Source organism: Serratia sp. AKBS12 (assembly GCF_024793895.1).
Classification (GTDB): Bacteria; Pseudomonadota; Gammaproteobacteria; order Enterobacterales; family Enterobacteriaceae; genus Serratia_F.
Genome location: NZ_JANUSB010000016.1, coordinates 25,961 through 49,836, shown reverse-complemented (window position 1 = coordinate 49,836; position 23,876 = coordinate 25,961). Strand labels below are relative to the sequence as shown.

General features: G+C 53.4%; 22 protein-coding genes and 1 other annotated feature. Of the genes, 11 read left to right on the top strand and 11 right to left on the bottom strand.

What is annotated here, in order from left to right; translation table 11 throughout:
- Nucleotides 1-118 precede the first annotated feature (118 nt).
- From NYE85_RS19600 to wzzB, 10 genes are all read left to right on the top strand, one after another.
- Nucleotides 119-1,543, top strand: coding sequence for a mannose-1-phosphate guanylyltransferase/mannose-6-phosphate isomerase (locus NYE85_RS19600; RefSeq protein WP_259006422.1), 1,425 nt, complete (start codon nucleotides 119-121; stop codon nucleotides 1,541-1,543).
- 15 nt (nucleotides 1,544-1,558) lie between these two features.
- Entirely contained in the window at nucleotides 1,559-2,929 is a 1,371-nt protein-coding gene (gene cpsG, locus NYE85_RS19595; protein WP_259006421.1) for a phosphomannomutase CpsG, read from the top strand.
- A 172-nt stretch (nucleotides 2,930-3,101) separates the two neighbouring features.
- Nucleotides 3,102-4,118: a UDP-glucose 4-epimerase GalE gene (galE, locus tag NYE85_RS19590; RefSeq protein WP_259006420.1), complete on the top strand. Its 1,017-nt coding sequence runs from the start codon at nucleotides 3,102-3,104 to the stop codon at nucleotides 4,116-4,118.
- A 666-nt stretch (nucleotides 4,119-4,784) separates the two neighbouring features.
- On the top strand, nucleotides 4,785-6,020 hold the full coding sequence (locus NYE85_RS19585) for a lipopolysaccharide biosynthesis protein (RefSeq protein ID WP_259006419.1): 1,236 nt from the start codon (nucleotides 4,785-4,787) through the stop codon (nucleotides 6,018-6,020).
- A 29-nt stretch (nucleotides 6,021-6,049) separates the two neighbouring features.
- Nucleotides 6,050-7,366, top strand: a complete 1,317-nt coding sequence (wzy, locus tag NYE85_RS19580; RefSeq protein ID WP_259006418.1) for an O-antigen polysaccharide polymerase Wzy — start codon at nucleotides 6,050-6,052, stop codon at nucleotides 7,364-7,366.
- Nucleotides 7,359-8,378 (top strand): glycosyltransferase, encoded by a 1,020-nt coding sequence (locus tag NYE85_RS19575; RefSeq protein ID WP_259006417.1) that lies wholly within the window; start codon nucleotides 7,359-7,361, stop codon nucleotides 8,376-8,378. The genes wzy and NYE85_RS19575 overlap by 8 nt, the downstream gene beginning before the upstream one ends.
- A complete protein-coding gene (locus NYE85_RS19570; RefSeq protein WP_259006416.1) occupies nucleotides 8,371-9,558 on the top strand; it encodes a glycosyltransferase family 4 protein in 1,188 nt (395 codons plus the stop codon). The genes NYE85_RS19575 and NYE85_RS19570 overlap by 8 nt, the downstream gene beginning before the upstream one ends.
- Before the next feature lie 3 nt (nucleotides 9,559-9,561).
- Nucleotides 9,562-10,986, top strand: a complete 1,425-nt coding sequence (locus NYE85_RS19565) for a mannose-1-phosphate guanylyltransferase/mannose-6-phosphate isomerase (RefSeq protein WP_259006415.1) — start codon at nucleotides 9,562-9,564, stop codon at nucleotides 10,984-10,986.
- Nucleotides 10,987-11,342: 356 nt separating this feature from the next.
- Complete coding sequence (gndA, locus tag NYE85_RS19560) at nucleotides 11,343-12,749, top strand: NADP-dependent phosphogluconate dehydrogenase (RefSeq protein ID WP_259006414.1); 1,407 nt, start codon at nucleotides 11,343-11,345, stop codon at nucleotides 12,747-12,749.
- 151 nt (nucleotides 12,750-12,900) lie between these two features.
- Nucleotides 12,901-13,884, top strand: a complete 984-nt coding sequence (gene wzzB / locus NYE85_RS19555) for an LPS O-antigen chain length determinant protein WzzB (protein WP_259006413.1) — start codon at nucleotides 12,901-12,903, stop codon at nucleotides 13,882-13,884.
- 59 nt (nucleotides 13,885-13,943) lie between these two features.
- Here wzzB and hisIE read toward each other — a convergent pair whose 3' ends face one another.
- The 9 genes from hisIE to hisL all read right to left on the bottom strand — a co-directional run bounded on the left by hisIE (nucleotide 13,944) and on the right by hisL (nucleotide 21,220).
- Entirely contained in the window at nucleotides 13,944-14,558 is a 615-nt protein-coding gene (gene hisIE / locus NYE85_RS19550; protein WP_259006412.1) for a bifunctional phosphoribosyl-AMP cyclohydrolase/phosphoribosyl-ATP diphosphatase HisIE, read from the bottom strand.
- A complete protein-coding gene (hisF, locus tag NYE85_RS19545) occupies nucleotides 14,552-15,328 on the bottom strand; it encodes an imidazole glycerol phosphate synthase subunit HisF (protein ID WP_259006411.1) in 777 nt (258 codons plus the stop codon). The genes hisIE and hisF overlap by 7 nt, the downstream gene beginning before the upstream one ends.
- Nucleotides 15,310-16,047: a 1-(5-phosphoribosyl)-5-[(5-phosphoribosylamino)methylideneamino]imidazole-4-carboxamide isomerase gene (gene hisA, locus NYE85_RS19540; protein ID WP_259006410.1), complete on the bottom strand. Its 738-nt coding sequence runs from the start codon at nucleotides 16,045-16,047 to the stop codon at nucleotides 15,310-15,312. Before hisA ends, hisF begins: the two co-directional genes overlap by 19 nt.
- 5 nt (nucleotides 16,048-16,052) lie before the next feature.
- On the bottom strand, nucleotides 16,053-16,643 hold the full coding sequence (gene hisH, locus NYE85_RS19535; protein WP_259006409.1) for an imidazole glycerol phosphate synthase subunit HisH: 591 nt from the start codon (nucleotides 16,641-16,643) through the stop codon (nucleotides 16,053-16,055).
- The gene (hisB, locus tag NYE85_RS19530; RefSeq protein ID WP_259006408.1) at nucleotides 16,643-17,710 is read right to left on the bottom strand and encodes a bifunctional histidinol-phosphatase/imidazoleglycerol-phosphate dehydratase HisB; all 1,068 of its coding nucleotides are present in this window, start codon (nucleotides 17,708-17,710) and stop codon (nucleotides 16,643-16,645) included. The genes hisH and hisB overlap by 1 nt, the downstream gene beginning before the upstream one ends.
- A complete protein-coding gene (gene hisC, locus NYE85_RS19525; protein ID WP_259006407.1) occupies nucleotides 17,707-18,795 on the bottom strand; it encodes a histidinol-phosphate transaminase in 1,089 nt (362 codons plus the stop codon). Before hisC ends, hisB begins: the two co-directional genes overlap by 4 nt.
- Nucleotides 18,792-20,099 (bottom strand): histidinol dehydrogenase, encoded by a 1,308-nt coding sequence (hisD, locus tag NYE85_RS19520; RefSeq protein ID WP_259006406.1) that lies wholly within the window; start codon nucleotides 20,097-20,099, stop codon nucleotides 18,792-18,794. Before hisD ends, hisC begins: the two co-directional genes overlap by 4 nt.
- Nucleotides 20,100-20,104: 5 nt before the next feature.
- Nucleotides 20,105-21,004 carry an ATP phosphoribosyltransferase gene (gene hisG / locus NYE85_RS19515; RefSeq protein ID WP_259006405.1) on the bottom strand — a complete coding sequence of 300 codons (900 nt, stop codon included), beginning with the start codon at nucleotides 21,002-21,004 and terminating at the stop codon, nucleotides 20,105-20,107.
- Nucleotides 21,005-21,070: 66 nt separating this feature from the next.
- Nucleotides 21,071-21,197, bottom strand: a sequence feature (His leader region).
- Nucleotides 21,173-21,220 carry a his operon leader peptide gene (gene hisL, locus NYE85_RS19510; protein ID WP_101495319.1) on the bottom strand — a complete coding sequence of 16 codons (48 nt, stop codon included), beginning with the start codon at nucleotides 21,218-21,220 and terminating at the stop codon, nucleotides 21,173-21,175. (Overlaps the previous feature by 25 nt.)
- A gap of 228 nt (nucleotides 21,221-21,448) precedes the next feature.
- Between hisL and NYE85_RS19505 the strand changes: the two genes are divergently transcribed.
- Nucleotides 21,449-22,273 carry an SDR family oxidoreductase gene (locus NYE85_RS19505; RefSeq protein WP_259006404.1) on the top strand — a complete coding sequence of 275 codons (825 nt, stop codon included), beginning with the start codon at nucleotides 21,449-21,451 and terminating at the stop codon, nucleotides 22,271-22,273.
- A gap of 127 nt (nucleotides 22,274-22,400) precedes the next feature.
- On the opposite strand, the gene NYE85_RS19500 is transcribed toward NYE85_RS19505, so the two are convergent.
- Complete coding sequence (locus NYE85_RS19500) at nucleotides 22,401-23,381, bottom strand: magnesium and cobalt transport protein CorA (protein ID WP_259006679.1); 981 nt, start codon at nucleotides 23,379-23,381, stop codon at nucleotides 22,401-22,403.
- Nucleotides 23,381-23,812, bottom strand: a complete 432-nt coding sequence (locus NYE85_RS19495) for an N-acetyltransferase (RefSeq protein WP_259006403.1) — start codon at nucleotides 23,810-23,812, stop codon at nucleotides 23,381-23,383. The genes NYE85_RS19500 and NYE85_RS19495 overlap by 1 nt, the downstream gene beginning before the upstream one ends.
- Between the last annotated feature and the right edge of the window lie 64 nt (nucleotides 23,813-23,876).

Below are 23,876 nucleotides of genomic sequence, written 5' to 3'. Positions count from 1 at the left end.
GGAGGGGTCTGCATAAGTATGTATGCCGTTGACGAAAGTATAAATTTTATGGTGAATAAACAGCCAATCGTATTGTGGTCTCTGTTTGCAAGTAGGACGACTGAGTAAAGGGTTAATAATGTCAAAACTAATTCCTGTGGTTATGGCCGGCGGTACCGGTAGCCGGTTGTGGCCCTTGTCACGCGAGTCTTTTCCTAAACAATTCTTATCCATTGATGACAGTGGATTCAGTTTGTTACAGCAAACGCTACAGCGCCTATCAAGTTTTGAAGGGTGTGAAGTCGCAGCACCATTGGTTATCTGCAATGAAAATCACCGTTTTCTGGTTGCTGAACAGTTACGTGAAATTGGTCAACTGGGAACCAATATCATTTTGGAGCCGATGGGGCGCAACACTGCGCCAGCCGTAGCGTTGGCAGCACATTTAGCGGCTGAAAGCGCGCCAGGGGATACTTTGCTGGTATTGGCTGCGGACCACCTGATTAAAAAGGTGGACGTTTTCCACGATGCCATCAAGCTGGCAATGGAATACGCAGCGAAAGAGCAACTGGTTACTTTCGGTATTATCCCTGAGCATCCGGAAACCGGCTACGGCTATATCAAGCGCGGCAGCGCGTTTTGCGATGCGTGTTTCAAGGTCGATGCGTTTGTAGAGAAGCCTTGCCTGGAAAAGGCGCAGGCATACTTAGCTTCGGGTGAATACAGCTGGAACAGCGGCATGTTTATGTTCAAGGCTGACTGCTTCCTACGCGAGCTGAAGCAATTTAGCCCGGAAATTTATCAAGTTACCCAACGTGCGATTAATGAAAGCCAGCGTGACATGAACTTTATTCGCATTGACGAAGCGGTCTTTAGCCCTTGCCCTAGCGATTCTATTGACTACGCAGTGATGGAAAAAACGCATGACGCGGTGGTGATCCCCATTGACGCTGGCTGGAGCGATGTCGGTTCATGGTCATCGCTGTGGGACGTTTCTGAAAAAGATGTTCAGGGTAACGTCAATGTTGGCGAGATCATCTCAATCGATTCCAGCAACAACTATATCTCTTCCGAGAAGGCACTGGTCGCCACCATTGGCCTGGATGATATCGTTGTGATCAACACTGATGACGCATTGTTAATTTCAGTAAAAGATCGTGTGCAAGACGTTAAGAAAGTGGTCGATGAGCTTAAAAGACGCAATCTGCATCACTATCGGCAACATTCTTCTTCCTACCGGCCATGGGGCAAGATCTGCGACATTGATAGCGGTGATCACTTCCAGGTAAAGAAAATTATTGTCCACCCTGGTGAAGGGTTGTCAGTTCAGCGCCATCTCCATCGGGCTGAACATTGGGTGGTGGTCAGTGGAACGGCGAAGGTGAGCGTTGACAATAACGAATTCTATCTTTCAGAAAATCAGTCCACCTTTATACCTGCCGGTAGTGTGCATACGCTCGAGAATCCAGGGAAAATCGATCTGGAAATGATAGAGGTCAGATCGGGGCATTACTTGGAAGAGGATGATATAGAACGTTTGCACGATCGGTACGGCAGAGTTTAATTAAAGGATAAGATGATGGAAAAGTTGACATGTTTTAAAGCCTACGATGTGCGTGGGAAACTGGGCGAAGAATTAAATGAAGATATCGCCTACCGCATTGGTCGTGCCTATGGTGAGTTTTTGCAGCCTAAAAGCATTGTATTGGGCAGCGATGTCAGGCTGACCAGTGAAGGCTTGAAGCTGGCGCTGGCGAAAGGGTTGCAGGACGCAGGGACAGACGTCATCGATATTGGTATGACGGGAACCGAAGAAGTGTATTTTGCTACCTCACATCTTAATGCCGACGGCGGTGTCGAAGTGACGGCCAGTCATAATCCAATCGATTACAATGGCATGAAGCTGGTGCGTGAAGGATCCCGTCCGATTAGCGGTGATACCGGTCTGCGCGCCGTTCAGGAACTGGCGGAAAGAAATCAGTTTTCCGAGGTTGCGGCGACTCGTGGTAGTTACGTGCGTAAAGACGTTCTTGGCGACTACGTGCAGCATATCCTTTCTTACGTCAAGGTTGAGAATTTCAAGCCGTTGAAACTGGTGATCAACTCTGGTAACGGCGCCGCAGGTCATGTGATTGACGCCATCGAGGCACAGCTAGGCGCACTGGGGGTGCCACTAGAGTTCATCAAGGTTCACCACCAGCCGGATGGCACCTTCCCTAACGGTATTCCTAACCCACTGTTGCCTGAGTGTCGCGCAGACACGGCCAATGCCGTGCGCGAACATAAGGCGGACATGGGAATAGCCTTCGACGGCGACTTCGACCGTTGCTTCCTGTTCGATGAGCATGGCGAATTTATCGAAGGTTATTACATCGTTGGACTGCTGGCGGAAGCGTTCTTGCAGAAGCAACCCGGGGCGAAAATTATTCACGATCCGCGTCTGAGCTGGAACACCATCGATGTGGTGACGGCTGCCGGCGGCGAGCCGGTGATGTCCAAAACTGGCCATGCGTTCATCAAGGAGCGTATGCGGGCAGAAGATGCTATTTACGGCGGTGAGATGAGCGCGCATCACTACTTCCGCGACTTCGCCTATTGCGACAGTGGGATGATCCCCTGGTTGCTGGTGGCGGAGCTGGTATGTGTGAAGGGGCAAACGCTGGGTGAGCTGGTGCGTGATCGTATTGCAGCCTATCCTTCCTCGGGCGAAATCAATAGTAAGCTGGCCGATCCGGCAGGGTCGATAGAAAAAGTGAAGCAGCATTATCTGAGCCAGGCGACGGCGGTGGACTATACCGACGGCATCAGCATGGAAATTGGGGATTGGCGCTTCAATCTGCGCTCGTCGAATACCGAACCGGTTGTTCGTTTAAACGTCGAGTCGCGCGCTAACGTACAATTAATGCAGCAAAAAACAGAAGAAATATTGCGTTTACTCAACGCGGAATAAACTTTCTTATTGCTTTACGCTAATAAAAACCGGCGCATGATTTTTGCGCCGGTTTTTGCTTGAGGAAAATTAAATGAATTTTCTCATTGATTCTGATGTATCTCGCTGATGAGGTGGTTAGAATAGCGAAGTATGGCAATGTAAAACATCTATGAATGTATGAGGGGTTTTCATGGCAATTTTAGTCACCGGCGGCGCCGGATATATTGGATCACATACCGTATTGGCGCTGTTGGAGCGTGGTGAAAATGTCGTAGTCCTGGATAACCTGTCGAACGCATCCGAGATATCTCTGCATCGGGTCGAGCAATTAACCGGCAAGACTGCGGTATTCTATCAGGGCGATATCCAGGACCGCGCATGCCTAAAGCGCATTTTTGACGCGCATGACATCTCCTCGGTGATTCATTTTGCCGGTCTGAAGGCGGTCGGAGAATCTACCCGTAAACCGTTAGAATATTACCAGAACAACGTTGCCGGCACCCTGGTTCTACTGCAGACGATGCGCGAGGCTGGCGTACACCAGTTCATCTTCAGTTCTTCCGCTACCGTCTATGGCGCCAATGCGCCGGTGCCGTACGTAGAAACCACGCCTATTGGCGGCACAACCAGCCCATACGGTACCTCGAAGCTGATGGTCGAGCAGATTCTGCAGGATTTTGCCAAGGCCGAGCCGGCGTTTTCCATCATCGCGCTGCGTTACTTCAACCCGGTGGGAGCGCATCCATCGGGGCTTATCGGTGAAGATCCGAACGGTATCCCCAACAACCTGTTGCCGTATATCGCGCAGGTAGCCATCGGCAAACTGGAGAAGCTCGGTATCTTCGGTGGCGACTATCCCACCAAGGATGGCACCGGCGTGCGTGATTACATTCACGTTATGGATTTGGCCGAAGGGCATCTGATGGCCATGGATCATCTGAACGGTAACAGCGGCTTCAAAGCCTACAATCTCGGCGCCGGGGTAGGCTACTCGGTGCTGGAGATGGTTCATGCCTTCGAGAAAGCCGCCGAGGTAACCATCCCCTATCAAATTTTGCCACGCCGAGACGGCGACCTGCCGGCATTCTGGGCCGATGCCTCATTGGCCAAACGGGATCTGGGCTGGGAAGTCAAACGCGGAATTGATGAAATGATGCGTGATACCTGGAACTGGCAGAGCAACAATCCACAGGGATATAAAAAGTAAAATCAACCGGTTGCTGGCAGGCTGATCCGTGGTGGAATTAAGTTTGCCAGCACTATAATAACGTGAGTTATTATCATCAAACGCGCCACACCGGTATTTAACCGCGCCAACGGAGGCGCAAATCAAATAGGTGTTCCAGGCGTCGGGCAGGGCAGGTGCCGAGATTTGTCTGATCGGGCAAACGATTTTTTTTAAATCGTTTGTATTTGCTGATGAGAGGAAAACGGCCTACTATCGCTGGCCTGCGGCGCTGTTGGTGTTTCAGTCGCTATGGTAATATTGGCCGCATTTGTTACGTTAATGCATTAACAGCGGTTATCTAAATGAAACACGCTGGCAGAAGCTGGGCATCAAGCTGGGCGTTTTTGGCGGGTGTACAGCAGCGTATAAAATTCTCAGTGCATTGGTAGCTGCAAGCCAAGGGCGGTAGCGTGCATAAAACCGGCGTTGTCAGAGAGCCGCAGCGCGTTAAGCCCTGACGTTATTTCCAAACCGCGCAACCTGTCGGCGTGTCATGCAAATGGTTTTCATTACGCAGCGCGGCTATCTGTTAAGTTTTCTTCATTGTTTACTGGTGAATTAAGCCAGAAATAATACCATTTTCGTCAAACTGTGGCTTTATGAAACAGATTTGAGCAATAAACAAGCGCATGGCTGAGTAGTAAAATGATTAGAGAAATATTATCAGATGGTTTTTATTCACTGATTAATAAAATATGTTATTTCAGTCTTAAAACGCTGGCCATTATTCTTATTACCCGTTCTTTAGGTATTGAGAATGGTGGGGATTTTGTCCTGTTGGTCGGTATCATCGAAATCATGCGAATCGTGGTCGACTTCGGTGTCGATGTATTTGTTATCCGTCGTTATACCGAATTACAACAGCAGGAAAAAATTCAGCTACTTGAGTTGGTGTGTTTACAAAAAATCTGCGTTGGTGTGATCGTCAGTCTGGTAGTTTTTGCCGGATTGATTTTCCAAGGTTATGAAGCAGATTTCCTGCTGCCATTGGCTCTGGTGCTGCCTTTCTCTTTATTGTTTAATTTGGCGGTAAGTTATTTTCAGTCGCAGAACAATAACCGTATGCTGTTGGACCGGGTTATTTTGGCCACGGTGTTGCTGGGGCTGTTTTTTGCCATCAGTTATTTTTCGGCGATTGCGTTATCGCCCTGGATATACCTGTGCGTTGAGGTGATCTTCTCATTGCTGGTGGTCAGTAAACTGGTCTTCGCCACCGATTTTTCCTGGCTGCGGGTATTCCGCCTCAGCCGGATAAAAGAGATTGCTCCGCTCTATCGACATACTTACAGCATTGGGCTTACTGCGGTTATCGTCATATTTTACAGCCGGCTGGATAACTTCTACATCAAGCATTTTTCGCCGGAAAACCTGGCTGCCTATGGGCAGGTTTTCCGCATGGTCGATCCGCTGGTAATGGTATCGTCGGTATTATCAACGGTGGCATATGCCAAATTTTGCGGTATTCCGCTCGGTTTCAACCGCAATTGCTCGGGGTTGTTAACCCGGTTTTTCGGCTTGATTATCGGTTACACCCTTTTTTCGACGCTCGCTTATTACCTGTTGATACTCCTCTTCGGCAAGTACTTCCTGTTGGAAAATGCGTATACCCAAAGCCTGATCGCCATCTTTTTAATGATTGCCGCGGTCAAGTGCGTTAACGGCGCGCTGACGGCAATGCTGCAATCCCAAGGGTTATTCAAGGTTGGTCTGTTTACCTCCATTCTGTGTTTTATCGTCGCATTGCCGGCGATGTACTATGCCACCACCCATTGGGGGGTGACTGGCACCGCAGGCTCTATTCTGCTGGTAGAGTCGATCAGTTTTGTCTGCTTATTACTCTTCCTGTTTATCTATATGAAAAAAGACAAGCCTACTCTATGAGCCAAACCTATTCCCCCCTGCAGATAGACATGAGGAAGCAAAATGTCGTATTGACATTTTCTCTGGCTGCGTTGTTTGCCCTATTTATGGCAATAACCTCGGTGCTGAACCTGCTCGACAGCAATAGAAATATTACCTTTGCCATCGTCAGCGTTCTCTTTTTCAGCGTGTTGGCGTTTTTCTACTTTAACCGCATACGCTACTTCTCGCTGGCGCTGATGTTCTGCTTTATGTTTTCGCTGATACTGGGCATACCGGCGGTCTACCTTATCTTTACGACCATGGACGCCAATTTTCAGCTTTTTTTACTGTCGGTTATCTGGGTCAACCTGTTCCTGTTTGCCTGCTGTCCTCTGTTTGAGGTCAGGGCCACGACCTGGCGCAACGAGTATCAGTTAAGCCAGATCTTCTATCTGGTGTTTCTGCTGGTGGCGGTTTGCCAGTTTTATAAAATTTTTGTCTATGCATCATTCCTGATTTCTTCTGGGCTGGGTCATTTGGCGATATATACCGAGGGTGATGAGTTGCACGCTTCGGTGCCGTTTATCATTCGTTCGATCAGCGGTTTCTCCAATGTACTCGGACTGGCGGTATTCCTATTCCCCAGCTCCAAAAAGGTGAAGTTCATTGGCTTATTGATGATCGCCTCGGATCTGGTGATTGGCGTCAGGAACAAGTTTTTCTTCTCATTGATGGCGCTGTTCATTCTGGTGGCAATACAAAACAGACAGCGGGGTTACCAGCTGTTTAAGCGCATGACCGGGGTAGTGCCGGTCATCGCGGTGTTTGTGTTGCTCAGCGTGGTGTCATACGTGCGTGAAGGCTTTACCATCGACTTTACCAGCTACCTGTTGATCGTGCTGGACTCGCTTTCTTCGACGGTGTTTGGCATCAAGGATGTACTGCAAATGTCGAGCGGGCCGGAGGTGCTGGCCGGCGTCGACCCCGCCCTGGTGTTTAGACAGTTCTTTGACCTGATTGGTATCGGCAGCGGTGACGCAACGGTTGCACAGGCCTATACCCATGTGGCGCTCTCCGGTGCGAGCGAGGGGATTGCCCTGTCGTCGTCGATTCTGCTTGAGTCGATGATTGTCTCCACGGTGCTGTTCCCGCTGGTGCTGTTCGGCTACTGCATTCTGTTTATTGTGGTGATTGATAAATTATTGCAAACGCGCAATCCAATCCTGAACTTGTGCGGTATCGCCATGCTGCCGTTCCTGTTCTATACGACCCGTGCGGAAATGGTTCAACCCTTCGTCTCGTTGTTTAAAGCGTTGCCCGTTATTTTAATTTCCTATCTTTTTTTTGTAAGGCCACAGCAATCTGATGAAAAAAATCTTGATTAACAATTTTTTCTCTGGCTACCTGCACCGAGGTATCCCGGTATACTGTGACAATCTGGCGTTTGCCCTGAATAAACTGGGCTATGAGTGTGTCCAGCTGCGCATGCCACGTTTATGGTACAAGCTGCCACGCGGGCTGATTAATATTCTCTTTGTGCTGTTCGAACAATTCTACGTGCCGCTTTACGCCTGGTTTTCGCGAGCGACGGTCACCATTTACCCTTATAACTCGATCGCTCTGTTGGGGGCGCTCTCGCCAAAGTCGGTGATGGTGGTGCATGACTTTATCCCGAATAAAAAAACCAGCTTTGCAGCGTTGTATATCCGTATCAGCCAGCAGTTCGCCTGCGCTTTCAAACGTAAGGTGTTTTTTGTTTCCCAGGCAATTTTGCGCCAGGCCAATATCTATAACTGCTTCCCGGCGTGTGAAAAGCGCGTTTTACTCAACGGTTTTTATCGCTTTGAGAGCCTGATTGCTAACACTACCGCTTCGGATGAAAAGTTCATCCTGCTGTGTTCCGGACGTGGCGAGAACAAAGATTTTCATGGTGCGCTGATGCTCTATCTGCAAAGCGGGCTATACGACCGGCTGCCGCTGCGGGTGATTGGCATGAGTGGCGATCGTTCGATACTTGCACGTCCCGAGTTTGCGGCCATTCAGCAGCATGTGACCATTTATCCGCAGATTGCCGATGAAGACATCGTTGCTCTGTATCACTCTTGTTCGTTTGTCTGGGCGCATTCGCTCAATGAAGGGTACGGGCGTACCATTGCCGAGGGCAAGCTGGCCGGCAAGCTGGTAATTGCCTCCGACATTGCTACCTTCAAAGAGCAGCGTGACGAATTCGTCTGGCTGTACCGCGACGGCCATGACTTCAAGCAAGGGTTGGCCGCCATGGAGCGTTTCTTGGGGCAAGGGTTTGGCGACGCATTTTATTCGCCGCGTGCGCCGCAAGAGCATCATCAAATAGAAAGTGAATTAAACCGTCTACTGAAGAGAGGGAACGGTGAATAAAATTTTGATAGTCACCCCGCGCTTTCCATATCCGGTAATTGGCGGTGACCGTTTGAGAATATTTAATATTTGCAAAGAACTCGCCAAGAAGTATGAGTTGATTCTGGTCTCTCTCTGTGAAACGCAAAGTGAATTGAACTATCCGGTGCCGCAAGACGGCGTATTTTCAGAAGTGCATCGCGTTATGTTGCCCACCTGGAAATCTCGACTGAACACTCTGCTGACAATGGCAAACGTATTTAAACGCACGCCATTGCAGATTGCCTATTATCGTTCGGACGAGTTTCAACAGCTGGTCAACAGCAAGGCCAGAGAGTGCCAGCTGTTATTGGCGCATCTGGTGCGCACCAGTGAATACATCGTTAATCTTCCCCAACCTAAAGTGGTAGAGATGACCGACGCCATCTCGATGAATTACGAGCGGGTGCGTCAGGTTGCGGGTAAGGCGGGGTTAAAAAACTGTATTTACTCGCTAGAGCAGCATCGCTTGAACTGTTATGAAAGGCAACTAATCGAAAAAATTGATTTGGCAGTATTTGTTTCTAAAGTAGACAAAGAATATCTATATAAAAATAACTACGATGATAAAGTTTTGGTGTGTTCTAACGGCGTAGATATGTCGTCCTACACTAACAGCGAAAAGAATGATTCAAAACGTCTGGTCTTTATCGGCAATATGAATTCCGTACAGAACATGGATGCCGCCCTGTGGTTTGCCAGTAAAGTGATGCCGGTATTACGCCAGCATGGTGATTATACCTTTGTGGTGATTGGCCGTATTCAAGAAAGCAGCATCAAGAGCCTTCTACAGTATCCGGGCGTTGTTGTGACCGGGGAAATCGAGGACATCGGCCATTATACGGTGCCGGCACTGGCCGGTATCTGTTCCGTTCGCCTCGGCGCCGGCGTGCAAAACAAAGTGCTGGAATATATGGCGCATGGCATTCCGGCGATTGTTTCGAGCGTCGGTTATGAAGGCATTCACGCGCAGCCGGATCGGGATCTCATCATTGCCGAAAGCGTCGACGATTACGTGCAGGCAGTTTTGAAACTGAACAGCGATCAAGACTACTATCAACGCATTTCGGTAAACGGCAAGGATTTCATTGCACGCAATCAAAGCTGGGCCATGCAATTACAACCGTTTGTCGAACAGATAGATAAATTAATCGAAGGTTAACTCATGTCCAAGTTAATTCCTGTCATCATGGCAGGTGGTACCGGTAGTCGTTTGTGGCCTCTGTCGCGCGAAGCTTTTCCCAAGCAGTTTTTATCGATTGATGATACGGGCTTCAGCTTATTGCAGCAAACCCTGCAACGCCTGAACGGTCTGGAAGGCATCGAGGTCGCGGATCCGTTGGTGATTTGCAATGAACAGCATCGTTTCCTGGTCGCCGAGCAGCTGCGCGAGATCGAACGCCTGGGTACCAATATCATCCTTGAGCCAAGTGGCCGTAACACCGCACCGGCCGTGGCGCTGGCAGCGCACTTGGCGGCGGAAAGCAGCCCCGGTGATACGCTGCTGGTGCTGGCCGCCGACCATTTGATAAAGAACGTGGATGTTTTTCATCGCGCGATTAACCTGGCCATGGAATACGCTGCCAAACGGCAGTTGGTTACCTTTGGCATCATTCCTGAACATCCGGAAACCGGCTACGGTTACATCAAACGCGGCAGCGCGTTCTGCGATGCGTGTTTCAAGGTTGATGCCTTCGTGGAAAAACCCTGTCTTGAAAAGGCGCAGGAATATTTGGCCTGCGGGGAATATAGCTGGAACAGCGGCATGTTTATGTTCAAGGCGGATACTTTCCTGGCCGAATTGAACACCCTGAGCCCGGAAATTTATCAAATCACGCAACGCTCGATTCAGGAAAGCCAGCGTGATATGAACTTTATTCGCGTCGATGAGCAGATTTTCAATCATTGTCCGAGTGACTCAATCGATTATGCGGTGATGGAAAAAACCCAGGCGGCGGTGGTGATCCCGATCGATGCCGGCTGGAGCGACGTCGGTTCCTGGTCATCGTTGTGGGACGTATCCAATAAAGATGCACAGGGTAACGTGACGGACGGCGAAATCATCTCCATCGACTCGAGTAACAACTATATTTCTTCAGAAAATGCTTTAGTCGCTACTATTGGTCTAGAAAATATAGTTGTCATCAATACCAATGATGCGTTGCTCATTTCGGTAAAGGACCGCGTGCAGGAAGTGAAAAAAGTGGTCGATGAACTTAAAAAACGCAATCTTCACCACTTCCGTCAGCATTCGTCGGCCTATCGCCCATGGGGGAAAATCAGCGATATTGACCGTGGCGAGCATTTCGAAGTGAAGAAAATCATCGTCCGCCCTGGGGAGGGCCTGTCGGTGCAGCGCCACCTGCATCGTGCCGAGCACTGGGTGGTGGTCAGCGGCATGGCAAAGGTAAGCGTTGATGGCAAAGAGTTTTACCTGGCGGAAAACCAGTCGACCTTCATCGCCGCCGGCAGCGTTCATACCCTTGAAAACCCGGGTAAGATCGATCTGGAAATGATTGAGGTCAGATCCGGACACTATCTGGGTGAAGATGACATCGAGCGTTTGCACGATCGCTACGGCCGGATTTAACGAAACGCTGCCAATGCATACCTTGGCGTGTTTATCGCCGATGGCGCGTGAGGCAGGCTTACGGGCGAGAACGTGCCCGTATCGCGGCTGCACCTCGAGTCGCGGGCTAACGTACAATTAATGAAAGAAAAAACAGAAGAAATTCTAGCGATGCTAACGCGCTAAGAGTTCATGTCATTTGCAGATGTGTGGAATAAAAATGAGCAATTACGCGGGGTTACTGCGTGTTTTTCTTACTTTTCTTGTCTATCACATCAATTGCTATCCACTTTCCTTGTACCTGAGTTAACATGCTTGATACATAGCTGAGGCACGAGCTGTAGCCTCAGACGTCCTACTTCAGACAGGAGTTAGTAATGTCCAAACAACAAATCGGCGTTGTCGGCATGGCGGTAATGGGCCGCAATCTGGCACTCAACATCGAAAGTCGCGGTTACACCGTTTCCATCTTCAACCGTTCTGGAGACAAGACTGACGAAGTTATCGCCGAGAACCCGGGTAAAAACCTGGCGCCGTACTATACCGTCGAAGAGTTCGTTGCATCCCTGGAAAAACCACGCCGCATTTTGCTGATGGTTAAAGCAGGTGAAGCAACCGATAAGACTATTGCGTCGTTGACGCCGCACCTGGATAAAGGTGACATTCTGATCGACGGTGGCAACACCTATTATCAGGACACCATTCGCCGTAACCGCGAACTGTCTGACCAGGGTTTCAACTTCATCGGGACCGGCGTTTCCGGCGGTGAAGAGGGCGCGTTGAAAGGCCCATCCATCATGCCTGGCGGCCAGAAAGAAGCCTACGAACTGGTGGCGCCAATCCTGGAGAAAATCGCCGCGGTTGCCGAAGGCGAACCTTGCGTAACCTATATTGGTGCCGACGGCGCCGGTCACTACGTGAAAATGGTGCACAACGGCATCGAATACGGCGACATGCAGCTGATTGCCGAAGCCTATTCGCTGCTGAAGCAGGCGCTGAACCTGAGCAACGAAGAGCTGGCCACCACCTTTGCCGAATGGAACAAAGGCGAGCTGAACAGCTACCTGATCGACATTACCAAAGACATCTTCACCAAAAAGGATGAAGAGGGTAAATATCTGGTTGATGTGATCCTCGACGAAGCCGCCAACAAAGGCACCGGCAAGTGGACCAGCCAGAGCTCGCTGGATCTGGGCGAGCCCCTGTCGCTGATCACCGAGTCGGTGTTTGCGCGTTACCTGTCCTCGCTGAAAGACCAGCGCGTTGCCGCATCTAAAGTGCTGAGCGGGCCAACGGCGGCGGTCATCTCCGGTGACAAGGCCGAGTTTATCGAAAAAGTGCGTCGCGCTTTGTACCTGGGCAAAATCGTTTCTTATGCGCAGGGCTTCTCACAGCTGAAGGCGGCGTCCAAAGAAAACAACTGGGATCTGAACTACGGCGAAATCGCCAAGATCTTCCGTGCCGGTTGCATCATTCGCGCGCAATTCTTGCAGAAGATCACCGATGCCTACGCTGAAAATGCCGACATTGCCAACCTGCTGCTGGCGCCTTACTTCAAGCAAATCGCCGACGAATACCAGCAGGCGCTGCGTGATGTCGTCTCCTATGCGGTACAAAACGGTATTCCGACGCCAACCTTCTCCGCTGCCATCGCCTACTATGACAGCTACCGTTCTGCGGTACTGCCGGCGAACCTGATCCAGGCGCAGCGTGACTACTTCGGCGCGCATACTTACAAGCGCACCGACAAAGAAGGCGTGTTCCACACCGAATGGCTGAGCTGAGTTTCCAGCGGTCATAAGGTTTAAAATAAAACGTTCTTCCGCCAGGAAGAACGTTTTTGCATATTCTCCAGCATCTCCCTCATCGCGTCATTTGTCACACGGCAACGCGCAATTTCTTGATTTTCATGCCTGTTAATTGTCTGAGAAATATATGACTTTTGAAAATAAACCGTTAGCCTCTTCACGCGGCGATGACTTTTCCCTGATTGGCGTCGTACTCCAGTTATGGCAGGGTAAAAAGACGATAATTATTTCGATAATAGTGACATTGATTCTGAGCGGCATTTATTTGGCGGTCGCCAAACAGCAATGGACCTCGGAAGCGGTGGTCAGCCGCCCGACGGCCGGCCAGTTGGCCAACTACAATACCGCACAGAATATTATCTTTACCTCTTCGCCACAGGATAAAACCTCTATCCCGGTGTTGCAGGAACTGCTGTTCAACCGTTTCAATGGGACCATGACCTCCTTGTCAATGTCGTTACAGCGCATGAAAACGCCATTGAAACTGAACGTGAATCCTTTGGTCAGCGGTTCCAACGATCCTCTGCGGATCTCCTTTACCGCCACCAGCGCCGCCGAAGCGCAGAAAAAACTGCAGGTCTACATTGATAACGTCAATCGCGTGGTGGTAAACGGTGCCAAAGATGACATTAAAAGCACGCTGACGGTGAAGAAGAAGGAATTAAACGAAACGCTTGCCGCACAGTTGGGCGTGGCCGAAGAGAAAAAGAACCAGCGTTTGAAAGTGCTGCGCGAAGCGGTGAAAGTCGCGACGGCGGCCAAGATCCTGGAGCCGAAGGTGCAGATGTCGGAGGATCTGTCAGATGACAGCCTGTTCCTGCTGGGCGCGCCGGCGCTGAATTCGTTGCTGGCCAACGAAAGTACGCGTCCTCTGGCGCTGGATCGCGAATACTACGACACCCAGCGAGCGTTGATTGCCCTGAACAATTATGAAGAAAACCTGGACGGGTTGAGTGCCTACCGCTATATCCAGCGTCCCGATCTGCCCGAGTTGCGTGACAGTCCAAAACGCGCACTGATTATTTTGCTGGCGTTGATTGTCGGTCTGATCGTTGGCTCGGCAATTGTCATTTTGCGCAATGCGGTGAAAGACCTGAAGAAAACGGCGTAACAATTGGATTAAGTTGATAAAAACCCGGCGCTGCCGGGTTTTTTTTGGCCCAGATTCGGTTATTTTGCGTGGCGTTCGCGCAGGCGGCCGATCACCGTAGCGAGATCCAGGTCCTGATCCTGCAATAACACCAGCAGATGGTAAATCAGATCTGACGCCTCGTTGGTCAGCTCGGCACGATCGTTGACCGTTGCGGCCAGCGCGGTTTCCACGCCTTCCTCACCGACTTTCTGTGCGATGCGCTTGGTGCCGCTGGCATACAGGCTGGCGGTGTAGGAACTGCTCGGATCGGCATGCTTGCGCTCAGCCAGCAACTGCTCCAACTGATACAGGAAGCCCCAATCGCTGTTCGCCGGGAAGAAGCAACTGCTGTTGCCAAGGTGGCAGGTCGGGCCGATCGGTTTGGCCAGGATCAACAGCGTATCGTTGTCGCAATCCGGCGTGATGCTGACCACATTGAGAAAGTGGCCGGAACTTTCGCCCTTGGTCCACAGGCGCTGTTTGCTACGCGAGAAAAAGGTCACTTTACCGCTTTGTTCGGTCGCCGCCAGCGCCTCCTGGTTCATATAACCCAGCATCAGTACTTCGCCGGAAACGGCATGCTGAACGATCGCCGGCAGCAGGTGGCCGGTTTTTTGCCAATCGAGCCGGGCTTTTTGTTGTTCTGTTAACACACGCGAATCTCCACGCCTTGATCGGCCAGGAACCGTTTCAGTTCGCCGATATTGATAATTTGCTTATGGAACACCGACGCGGCCAGGGCACCGTCAACGTTGGCGTCACGGAAGGCCTGCAGGAAGTGCTCCATGGTACCGGCACCGCCCGAAGCGATCAGCGGCACATTGCACACCTCACGCACGCGCTGCAACTGTTGCAGATCGTAGCCGTTACGCACGCCGTCCTGATTCATCATGTTTAGCACGATCTCGCCGGCACCGCGTTTTTGCACTTCTTTCACCCAGTCCAGCGTTTCCCATTGGGTGACGCGGGTGCGGCTTTCGTCGCCGGTATACTGGTTGACGTGATATTTGCCACTCTCGCTGTCATACCAGGTATCGATGCCAATCACGATGCACTGCACGCCAAAACGGTCCGCCAAGCGACCGATCAGGCCAGGATCCGCCAACGCCGGTGAGTTGACTGAAATCTTGTCCGCGCCAAAAGACAGTATCTGGCTGGCGTCATCGACGCTTTTAATACCGCCGGCGACACAGAAGGGGATATCGATCACTTCTGCGACACGTGACACCCAGCTTTTATCCACCACGCGGCCATCGCTTGAGGCGGTAATATCATAAAACACCAGCTCGTCGGCACCTTCTTGTGCATAACGCTGCGCCAGCGGCACGATGTCGCCAATGATTTCGTGGTTGCGAAACTGCACGCCTTTCACCACTTGTCCGTCCTTCACGTCCAGACAGGGAATTATCCGTTTTGCCAGCATGCGATCGCCTCCTCAACGTTAAACTTACCTTCCAAAAGAGCACGCCCCACGATGACACCGTCTACGCCGCTGCCGCGCAGGGCCGCAATATCATCCAGCCCGCCAATGCCACCGGAAGCCTGAAAGGCGATCTGCGGATAACGCTGGCAGATTTCCCGGTATAGCGCCACGTTGGAACCGGCCAAGGTGCCGTCGCGCGAAATATCGGTACAGAGGACGTGTTTCAGGCCGTAGGGCAGAAACTGCTCAACCACCTGTTCCAGCCGGGCGTCGGAATCTTCCTGCCAGCCGCTGATGGCCACCTGCTTGCTGCCTTCGGCGTTGATGCGTACGTCCAGCGCCAGCACCAACGCGTCGGCGCCATAGTGTTCAAACCAGCTCTGCACCAGCGCCGGCTGTTTGACGGCGGTAGAGCCAATCACCACACGGCTGGCTCCGGCCTCTAACAGCGCCTCCACGTCCTGTTGGCTGCGAATGCCGCCACCCACCTGTACCGGCACGTTCACCCCGGCCAGCAGTTTACGTAATAGCGGTATCTGGCGTGCCGTCGGGTCTTTGGCACCGGTCAGATCCACCAGATGCAGCACCTGCGCACCCTGCTGCTGATAATCCTGCAGCCGCAACAGCGGATCGTTGCCGTAGTCGCGTTGTTGGCCGTAATCACCCTGATGCAGGCGCACCACGTTGCCATCGATCAAATCCAAAGCGGGAATAATCATGCTGCCTACATCTCCAGAAAGTTTTTCAGCAGTTGCGCACCGGCTGCACCAGAACGTTCTGGATGAAACTGCACGCCGAAGAAATTGTCTTTTTGCACGGCGGCGGTGAACGGCTCGCCGTAGTTGGCCTGGGCGATGGTATTTTGGCATATTGGCATCGCATAACCGTGGACAAAATAGAAGTAGCTACCGTCGTCGATAGCACGGAACAGATGGTTGCCAGCCTGGGCCGATACCTGGTTCCAGCCCATGTGTGGCAACGGCAGGCCAACGTCGGTCATCTGTTTCACCGGCGTGTCGATGATGCCGAGCGTTTTAATGCCGCCGTTCTCATCGCTGCCGCTGGCCAGCAGCTGCATGCCGAGACAAATGCCCAGCACCGGCTGGGTGCAGGCCTTGATCAGTTCGATAAGTTCGCGCTGTTCCAGTTGTTCCATTGCCGCCTGTGCGGTGCCAACACCTGGCAGAAACAGTTTGTCGGCGCGCAGCACTATCTCGGGATCGCGACTGACCGTCGGCCGGTAACCCAAGCGTTGCACCGCATAGGTCACCGATGACAGATTGGCGCAGCCAGTATCAAGAATCACCACGTTCATCACAGCACTCCTTTCGAGCTCGGCAGGGTATTGCCTTCAACGCGAATCGCCTGGCGCAGCGTGCGGCCGAACACCTTGAACAGGCTTTCCACCCGGTGGTGATCGTTTTTGCCTTTGGTCTTCAGGTGCAGCGTACAGCCCATGGTGTAGGACAACGAACGGAAGAAATGTTCGACCATTTCGGTGCTCAGATCGCCAACGCGCTGATAGTTGAATTCTGCTTTATATTCGAGGTGCGGGCGCCCGGAAATGTCCATCGCGCACCGCGCCAGGCATTCATCCATTGGTAACACAAAGCCGAAGCGCGCAATGCCGCGTTTGTCGCCCAGCGCTTTATTCAGCGCCTCACCCAGCGCCAGCGCGGTGTCTTCCACCGTGTGGTGATCGTCGATGTACAGATCGCCGTTGACCTGGATATCCATGCGGAAGCCGCCGTGGGTAGCGATCTGATCCAGCATGTGATCAAAGAAGCCGACGCCGGTTTTTATCTTGCTGCCGCCTTCGCGATCCAGCCAGACGTTGACGTCAATCTGCGTTTCCTTGGTGACGCGGTTAACGTGTGCATGACGATCGCGCTGGGTCAACTGACGGGCGATCTCCTTCCAGCCGAGGGTTTCACGCTGGTACAGCAAGCCTTGAATGCCCATATTGGCCGCCAGTTGAACGTCGGTCTGGCGATCGCCAATCACGTAGCTGTTGGCTACGTTGATCACGCCCGGTTCCAGATAATGTTTTACCAGTGCGGTCTTCGGTTTACGGCAGTCGCAGTTATCTGCCGGCAGGTGCGGGCAGATCAGGATATCCTCGAAGTGAATTCCTTGCGACGACAGGATCTGCATCATCAGATGGTGCGGCGGATCGAAGGTTTCCTGCGGGAAACTGGCGCTGCCCAGCCCGTCCTGATTGGTGATCATCACCAGATTATAGCCGGCAGCCTGCAATGCCAGCAGGGAAGGGATGACGTCTGGCTCCAGCGCCAGCTTGTCCAGGCGGTCAACCTGGAAATCTTCGGGGGGTTCAGCGATCAGCGTGCCGTCACGGTCAATAAAGAGAAATTTCTGGCTCACATTGGCTCCTGGCGAGTCTCGGTTGCTCCGGGCAGGGTGTTGAGTGCGTCAATAACGCGCTGACATTCGTCACGGGTGCCTATGGTGATACGCAGGCAGCCGGACAGCCCAGGCTGTTTATTTTGGTCTCTCAGAATAATGCCCTGATCCCATAAGGTTTTAAATACATTACTTGAGGCACTAAAGCGCACCAGCAGATAATTGCTGTCGCTGGCAAAGACCTGTTCGACACAGGCGCAGTCTGCCAATGCCTGCTGCAGCCAGCTGCGGTTGGTGGCAATTTCGCTAACCCGTTGGCGCATCATGCGCAGCCCTTCAACGCTCAACGCCTGCGCGGCGATATCGGCCACCGGGGTGGAGAGCGGATAAGGGGCGATCACCTTCAGCAGCAGCGCGATCAGCTCAGGGTTGGCCAAGGTAAAACCGCAGCGCAGGCCCGCCAGCGCGAAGGCTTTCGACAGGGTGCGCAGGATGGCCAGGTGCGGGTAGTCGTTAAGCCAGCTGACCACGCTGGCCTGCGGACAAAACTCGATGTAGGCCTCGTCAACCGCTACAATCGCCTTGTCTTTGGTCATCTCCAGCAGCGCGCGCAAGTCGTCCGGGTCGATCAGATTGCCGGTCGGATTGTTTGGGCTACAGACATATACCAACTTGACGTTGTCCAGACTGTCGGCAATCGCCGGCAGATCGAGCTGCCAGTCGTCTCGCGCCGCTACCGTGCGGCGTTCGACGCCGAAGGTTTCGGCGCTGACGGCGTACATGCCGTAGGTCGGCGGGCAAAACAGAATGGCGTCCTGGCCCGGCTCGCAGAATGCGCGGATCAGCAGTTCAATGCCTTCGTCCGCCCCGCGGCTGACCAATACCTGCTGTTTCTGCACGCCGGCATAGTCGGCATAGCGTTCAATCACCAACGCCGGCTGGCATTCCGGATAGCGGTTGAAGGTCTGCGCGGTCAATTCGAAGGTCGGCGCCAATGGATATTCATTGGCGTTCAGCCATACGTCGCCCTTGCCACCGAGCCGGCGTGCCGACTGGTAAGGCGTCAGCTCACGTACGTTCTGGCGCGCCAGATTTTCAATGCTCATGCTTGCTCCTTCAATGCGGCGACGCGCAGAGTGACGGCGTTCTTGTGGGCGACCAGCTGTTCGGCAGCGGCAAGCTGTTCAATGGTGGCGGCCAGGTTGATAAAGCCCTGCGGCGTCAGTTCCTGCACCGTCATGCGTTTTTGGAAATCCGCCAGCCCCAGGCTGGAGCAGGTGGCGGTGTAACCGTAGGTCGGCAGCACGTGATTGGTGCCAGAAGCGTAATCACCGGCAGATTCTGGCGACCAGTCGCCGAGGAACACCGAACCGGCGCTGGTGACCTCGTCGACCAGTTCGCGGGCGTTACGAGTCTGAATGATCAGGTGCTCCGGGCCGTACTGGTTGCTGATGCGCAGACATTCAGCCAGATCCTGTGCGACGATCAGCCGGCTGCTGGCCAGCGCCTGACGGGCGGTTTCCGCACGCGGTAACGCCGCCAACTGCCGATCGACCTCGTCGGCCACCGCCTGTGCCATGGCAGCATCCGGCGTCAATAAAATCACCTGGGAATCCGGCCCGTGTTCGGCTTGTGACAGCAGATCGGAAGCGACGAACGCCGGGGTGGCACCGCTATCGGCAATCACCAGCACTTCTGACGGCCCGGCCGGCATATCAATGGCGGCGCCGTCGAGACGTTGGCTTACCTGACGCTTGGCTTCGGTGACAAAGGCGTTGCCCGGGCCAAAGATCTTGTCTACCCGTGGCACCGAGTCGGTACCGAACGCCAGCGCTGCGATAGCCTGTGCGCCGCCGACCTGGAATACCTCCTGTACCCCGCACAGCTGTGCGGCATAGAGGATTTCGTCGGCAATCGGCGGTGGCGAACACAGCACCACGCGGCGGCAACCGGCGATACGTGCCGGGGTTGCCAGCATTAGCACGGTAGAAAATAGCGGCGCGGAACCACCGGGAATATACAGACCGACCGAGTCAATCGGGCGGGTGACCTGCTGGCAACGCACGCCGGGCATTGTTTCAATGTCCACCGCCGGTAGCCGTTGTGCGTTGTGGAAAGTGTCCACATTGCGTACCGCTACCGCCATCGCCTGTTTGAGATCGTCGCCTAGGCGTGCGGCGGCGGCGGCGATCTGCTCGGCGCTGACGCGCAGCGCGCTCACGTCGGTATTGTCAAATTTGGCACTGTATTCACGCAATGCGCTATCGCCGTTGCTTTTAACGTTATCGAGGATCTCGCGCACCGTGCGGGTAATGCTGTCCGAAGCGGAAATCGCCGGGCGCATTAACAGTTCGCTGCGCTGCTCCGCGCTGCATTCGGCCCACTTCACCAAGGTATTGAAGTTCGACATGGCCTTTACTCCATCATCTTCTCAATCGGCAACACCAGAATCGAACTGGCGCCCAGCGCTTTCAGTTTTTCCATGGTTTCCCAGAACAGGGTTTCGCTGCTGACCATGTGCATCGCGACGCGGTTTTGCGCACCGGCCAACGGCAGAATGGTCGGACGTTCGGCACCCGGCAGCAGCGCGACGATTTCGTCTAGACGCTCGCTTGGCGCGTGCAGCATGATGTATTTGGATTCACGTGCCTGGATCACGCCCTGAATGCGCGTCATCAGGCGGTCGATCAGTTGCTGCTTGGCTTCTGGCATTTCGCCGTCGCGCTGAATCAGACAGGCTTTCGAGCGGTAGATCACTTCCACTTCACGCAGGCCGTTGGCTTCCAGCGTCGCACCGGTAGAGACCAGATCGCAAATGGCATCGGCCAGGCCGGCACGGGGAGCAACTTCGACCGAACCGTTCAGCAGGCAGGATTTGAAACGAACGCCCTGTTTGTCGAGATACTGTTTGAGGATGTGCGGATAAGAGGTGGCGATGCGGGCATCTTGCAGGCTTTGTGGGCCGGTGTATTCGCTGTCGAGCGAGGTGGCCAGCGACAGGCGGCAACCGCCAAAGTCCAGGCGACGCAGGGTGAAGTAACGCGGGTCTTCGCCCTGGGCGCGGCGGTTGAGCAGTTCTTCTTCCAGAACGTTTTCACCGATGATACCCAGATCAACCACGCCGTCCATTACCAGCCCCGGAATGTCGTCATCGCGCACCCGCAGAATATCAATCGGCATGTTTTCCGCGAAGGCGATCAGACGCTGTTGCTGCAGGTTGATCTTGATACCGCAACGCGCCAGCAGTTCCTGAGACTCTTCGCTCAGTCGGCCCGATTTCTGCATTGCTATCCGTAAACGTGTTTTATCCAGCATGGTAACCTCTATTCTCTGTAATTTTATGAATTTGTTATTGAAATTCTGTTCTGTCTGTCCGAAGCCAAAAAAAAACCCTCGGAAGAAATCTTCCGAGGGCTCTCTCTTGCAATCTGCGCGCCACTGGAAGATTCTAAAACCGTCTCCCAGCACACATCGCCTGAAAGACTAGTCAGGATGATGGTGATGATGGTGGCTGAACTGAATGCGCGTCATGGTAATCTCGTATAATGATGTCAGGAATGACTCAATTGCTAATTAACCTAAACTATCGGGCGCAGATCGCGCAACCCTTTTTTACTGACATAAATTTAATTCATTGAAACGGGTCTGGTTATTAGCCATACGCCACTTTACCCAACGGTACCGTACGTTGATTGTAACCAGGTATCGAGTGGCGTAGCCTTAGTGAGTCAATCGCTGCACTGTGCAGGAGAGGAAGAAATGAAAAAAGTCGCTATTGTTGGCCTGGGCTGGCTGGGCATGCCGTTGGCATTGTCTTTGATCGGCCGCGGGTTTGAAGTGGTTGGCAGTAAAACCACCCCGGACGGTGTCGAAGCCGCGCGCCTGAGCGGCATCGAATGTTACCAACTGGAACTGACGCCGGAGCTGATTTGCGAAGCGGACGACCTGGATGCACTGTTGCAGGTGGATGCGCTGGTGGTGACCTTACCGGCGCGTCGCACCGTCGACGGCAGCGAAAACTACTTTAATGCGGTGCGCATGCTGGTGGACAGCGCGATGGCGTACAACGTCGCGCGCATCATTTTTACCAGCTCGACCTCGGTCTACGGCGACTATCCCGGCACGCTGCGCGAAGGGTCGCCGATCGCGCCGGTCAGCGCGTCTGGCCGGGTGCTGGCCGAACTGGAGCGCTGGCTGCATGAACTGCCGAATACCTCGGTGGATATATTACGGCTGGCCGGACTGGTCGGTGCCGAACGCCATCCAGGCCGCTTCCTGGCTGGCAAGGTGGAGGTAAAGGGCGGATCGCTGGGGGTGAATCTGGTGCATCAGGACGACGTCATTGCCGCCATTCAGCTGCTGTTGCGTTTGCCGACCGGCGGGCACGTTTACAATTTATGCGCGCCGGGTCACCCCATCAAGCGTGAATTCTATCCGGCATTGGCCGAACGGTTACAGTTGCCGCCGCCGCAGTTTGCCGACGAGGCGCCGCAGGAAGGGCGGTTAGTGGATGGCAGCCGCATTTGCAAGGAACTGGGGTTTGAATATCAGTATCCCGATCCGGCGCGCATGCCGGTCAGTTGAGTGCCTGGCGGGCGAGGCTTTACCTCGGCGGCAATGCGCCGCCTGATTACCTGATTACCCCCGCCATGCCGCAGAGAGGCGCCGCCGGCGTGGTGCTTCGGTGCGATCTCCGCTCGACACCCCGTGCCTACAGCCAGCCGGAGCCTTTCAGTTTGCGATACAGCAGGGCGCAGCCGACCACGGTAACGCCCAACGTGGTGTGGTAGGCCCAGGGCAGCTTCAGCTCCGGCATGTTTTCGAAGTTCATGCCGTACAGGCTGAAAATCACCGTCGGAATGGCCAAAATCGCCCCCCAGCCGGCCAGCCGTTTCACGACCTCGTTCTGCTTGACCGTTACCAGCGCCAGATTGACGTGCATGGCGTTGGTCAGCATTTCGCGCATGTCGTCAATGGTACTTACGACCTGACGCGCATGATCCTGCACGTCACGCACATAGGCGCGTAAATCCTTCGGGATCACCTCCTCATGCAGGCGGATTAACTGACTGCAAATTTCGTCCATCGGCAGTGCCGCGTTGCGTAGCGCCAGCAGATGTCGCCGCAGGCTGTGGACGTGGGCGATCGCCGCCTGGTCAAACTCGGACTGGAACATATTGGCTTCGATAGTTTCAATCGCGCTCTCAAAATGCGTGACGATCTGGCGGTAATTGTCGACGATAAAATCCATAATCGAATACAGCGCGAACCCCGGCCCGCGGCACAGCTGTTTGGGATTGCCCTCGGCCTTGGCGCGGATCGGCGCATAGCTGCTGGATGCGCCGTGCCTGATGGTGATCAGGAAGTTTTTACCAACGAAAAAGTGGGTTTCTCCGTACTCAATGGCCTCGTCCCGGATATGGGCGGTTTTCACCACGATAAATAACGAGTCGCCATAGGTTTCGATTTTGGGACGCTGATGGGCGCACAGCGCGTCTTCGATCGCCAGATCGTGCAGGCCGAACTCCTGCTGAATTTTACGCATGAAGGCGTCTTCCGGCTGCCACAGGCCAAGCCAGACAAAGGCATCCGGTTGTTTCACTACTTCGCTGATGTCATCGATGGTCACATCGCCCAGGCGCTTTCCGGCCTTGTAGGCCACGCTATTCACTACCATGCCGGTACTGTTCATCATACCGCCTGTGAACTATTGATGGTTTTGGTGAGAAAATAGCATTCATGCTCCACCGGATAATCCCGCAACGTCATCTGTAGCTGATAGCCCAGCTTTTCATAGAATGGCCGCGCCTGAAAACTGAAGGTGTCGAGGCGGGAAAAGCGGCAGCCGCGAGCAACGGCGGCCTGCTCGGCGGCGAGCATTATCCGTCGGCCAATGCCGCTACCACGCTGTGAATCTGCGACCCACAGCCAATCGATGCTCAGCCAGTTGCCCCAGGTCACGGCGGTCAGTCCGGCGATTACCGTGCCGGCATCATCCTGGGCAAAAACGTTGAGCGGCGTGCGTTGGCTGGTATCGATAAACGGGCGATTATGCGCCATCAGCCCCTGACGAATGGTTTCACGCGTGCCATCGTCAAGCGCCGTGGTAATGGTAATTTCCATGCTCTCTCCTTGGTTACCCGTTAACTTAAGCACAGCGTAATTAAAAGGCAACCGGCTGATAAGA

Bases quoted from the DNA above. Each gene is read 5' to 3' on its own strand.
- NYE85_RS19600 (WP_259006422.1), top strand. From the start codon at position 119: ATGTCAAAACTAATTCCTGTGGTTATGGCCGGCGGTACCGGTAGCCGG.
- cpsG (WP_259006421.1), top strand. From the start codon at position 1,559: ATGGAAAAGTTGACATGTTTTAAAGCCTACGATGTGCGTGGGAAACTG.
- galE (WP_259006420.1), top strand. From the start codon at position 3,102: ATGGCAATTTTAGTCACCGGCGGCGCCGGATATATTGGATCACATACC.
- NYE85_RS19585 (WP_259006419.1), top strand. From the start codon at position 4,785: ATGATTAGAGAAATATTATCAGATGGTTTTTATTCACTGATTAATAAA.
- wzy (WP_259006418.1), top strand. From the start codon at position 6,050: ATGAGGAAGCAAAATGTCGTATTGACATTTTCTCTGGCTGCGTTGTTT.
- NYE85_RS19565 (WP_259006415.1), top strand. From the start codon at position 9,562: ATGTCCAAGTTAATTCCTGTCATCATGGCAGGTGGTACCGGTAGTCGT.
- gndA (WP_259006414.1), top strand. From the start codon at position 11,343: ATGTCCAAACAACAAATCGGCGTTGTCGGCATGGCGGTAATGGGCCGC.
- wzzB (WP_259006413.1), top strand. From the start codon at position 12,901: ATGACTTTTGAAAATAAACCGTTAGCCTCTTCACGCGGCGATGACTTT.
- hisF (WP_259006411.1), bottom strand. From the start codon at position 15,328: ATGCTGGCAAAACGGATAATTCCCTGTCTGGACGTGAAGGACGGACAA.
- hisA (WP_259006410.1), bottom strand. From the start codon at position 16,047: ATGATTATTCCCGCTTTGGATTTGATCGATGGCAACGTGGTGCGCCTG.
- hisH (WP_259006409.1), bottom strand. From the start codon at position 16,643: ATGAACGTGGTGATTCTTGATACTGGCTGCGCCAATCTGTCATCGGTG.
- hisC (WP_259006407.1), bottom strand. From the start codon at position 18,795: ATGAGCATTGAAAATCTGGCGCGCCAGAACGTACGTGAGCTGACGCCT.
- hisD (WP_259006406.1), bottom strand. From the start codon at position 20,099: ATGTCGAACTTCAATACCTTGGTGAAGTGGGCCGAATGCAGCGCGGAG.
- hisG (WP_259006405.1), bottom strand. From the start codon at position 21,004: ATGCTGGATAAAACACGTTTACGGATAGCAATGCAGAAATCGGGCCGA.
- NYE85_RS19505 (WP_259006404.1), top strand. From the start codon at position 21,449: ATGAAAAAAGTCGCTATTGTTGGCCTGGGCTGGCTGGGCATGCCGTTG.
- NYE85_RS19500 (WP_259006679.1), bottom strand. From the start codon at position 23,381: ATGAACAGTACCGGCATGGTAGTGAATAGCGTGGCCTACAAGGCCGGA.
- NYE85_RS19495 (WP_259006403.1), bottom strand. From the start codon at position 23,812: ATGGAAATTACCATTACCACGGCGCTTGACGATGGCACGCGTGAAACC.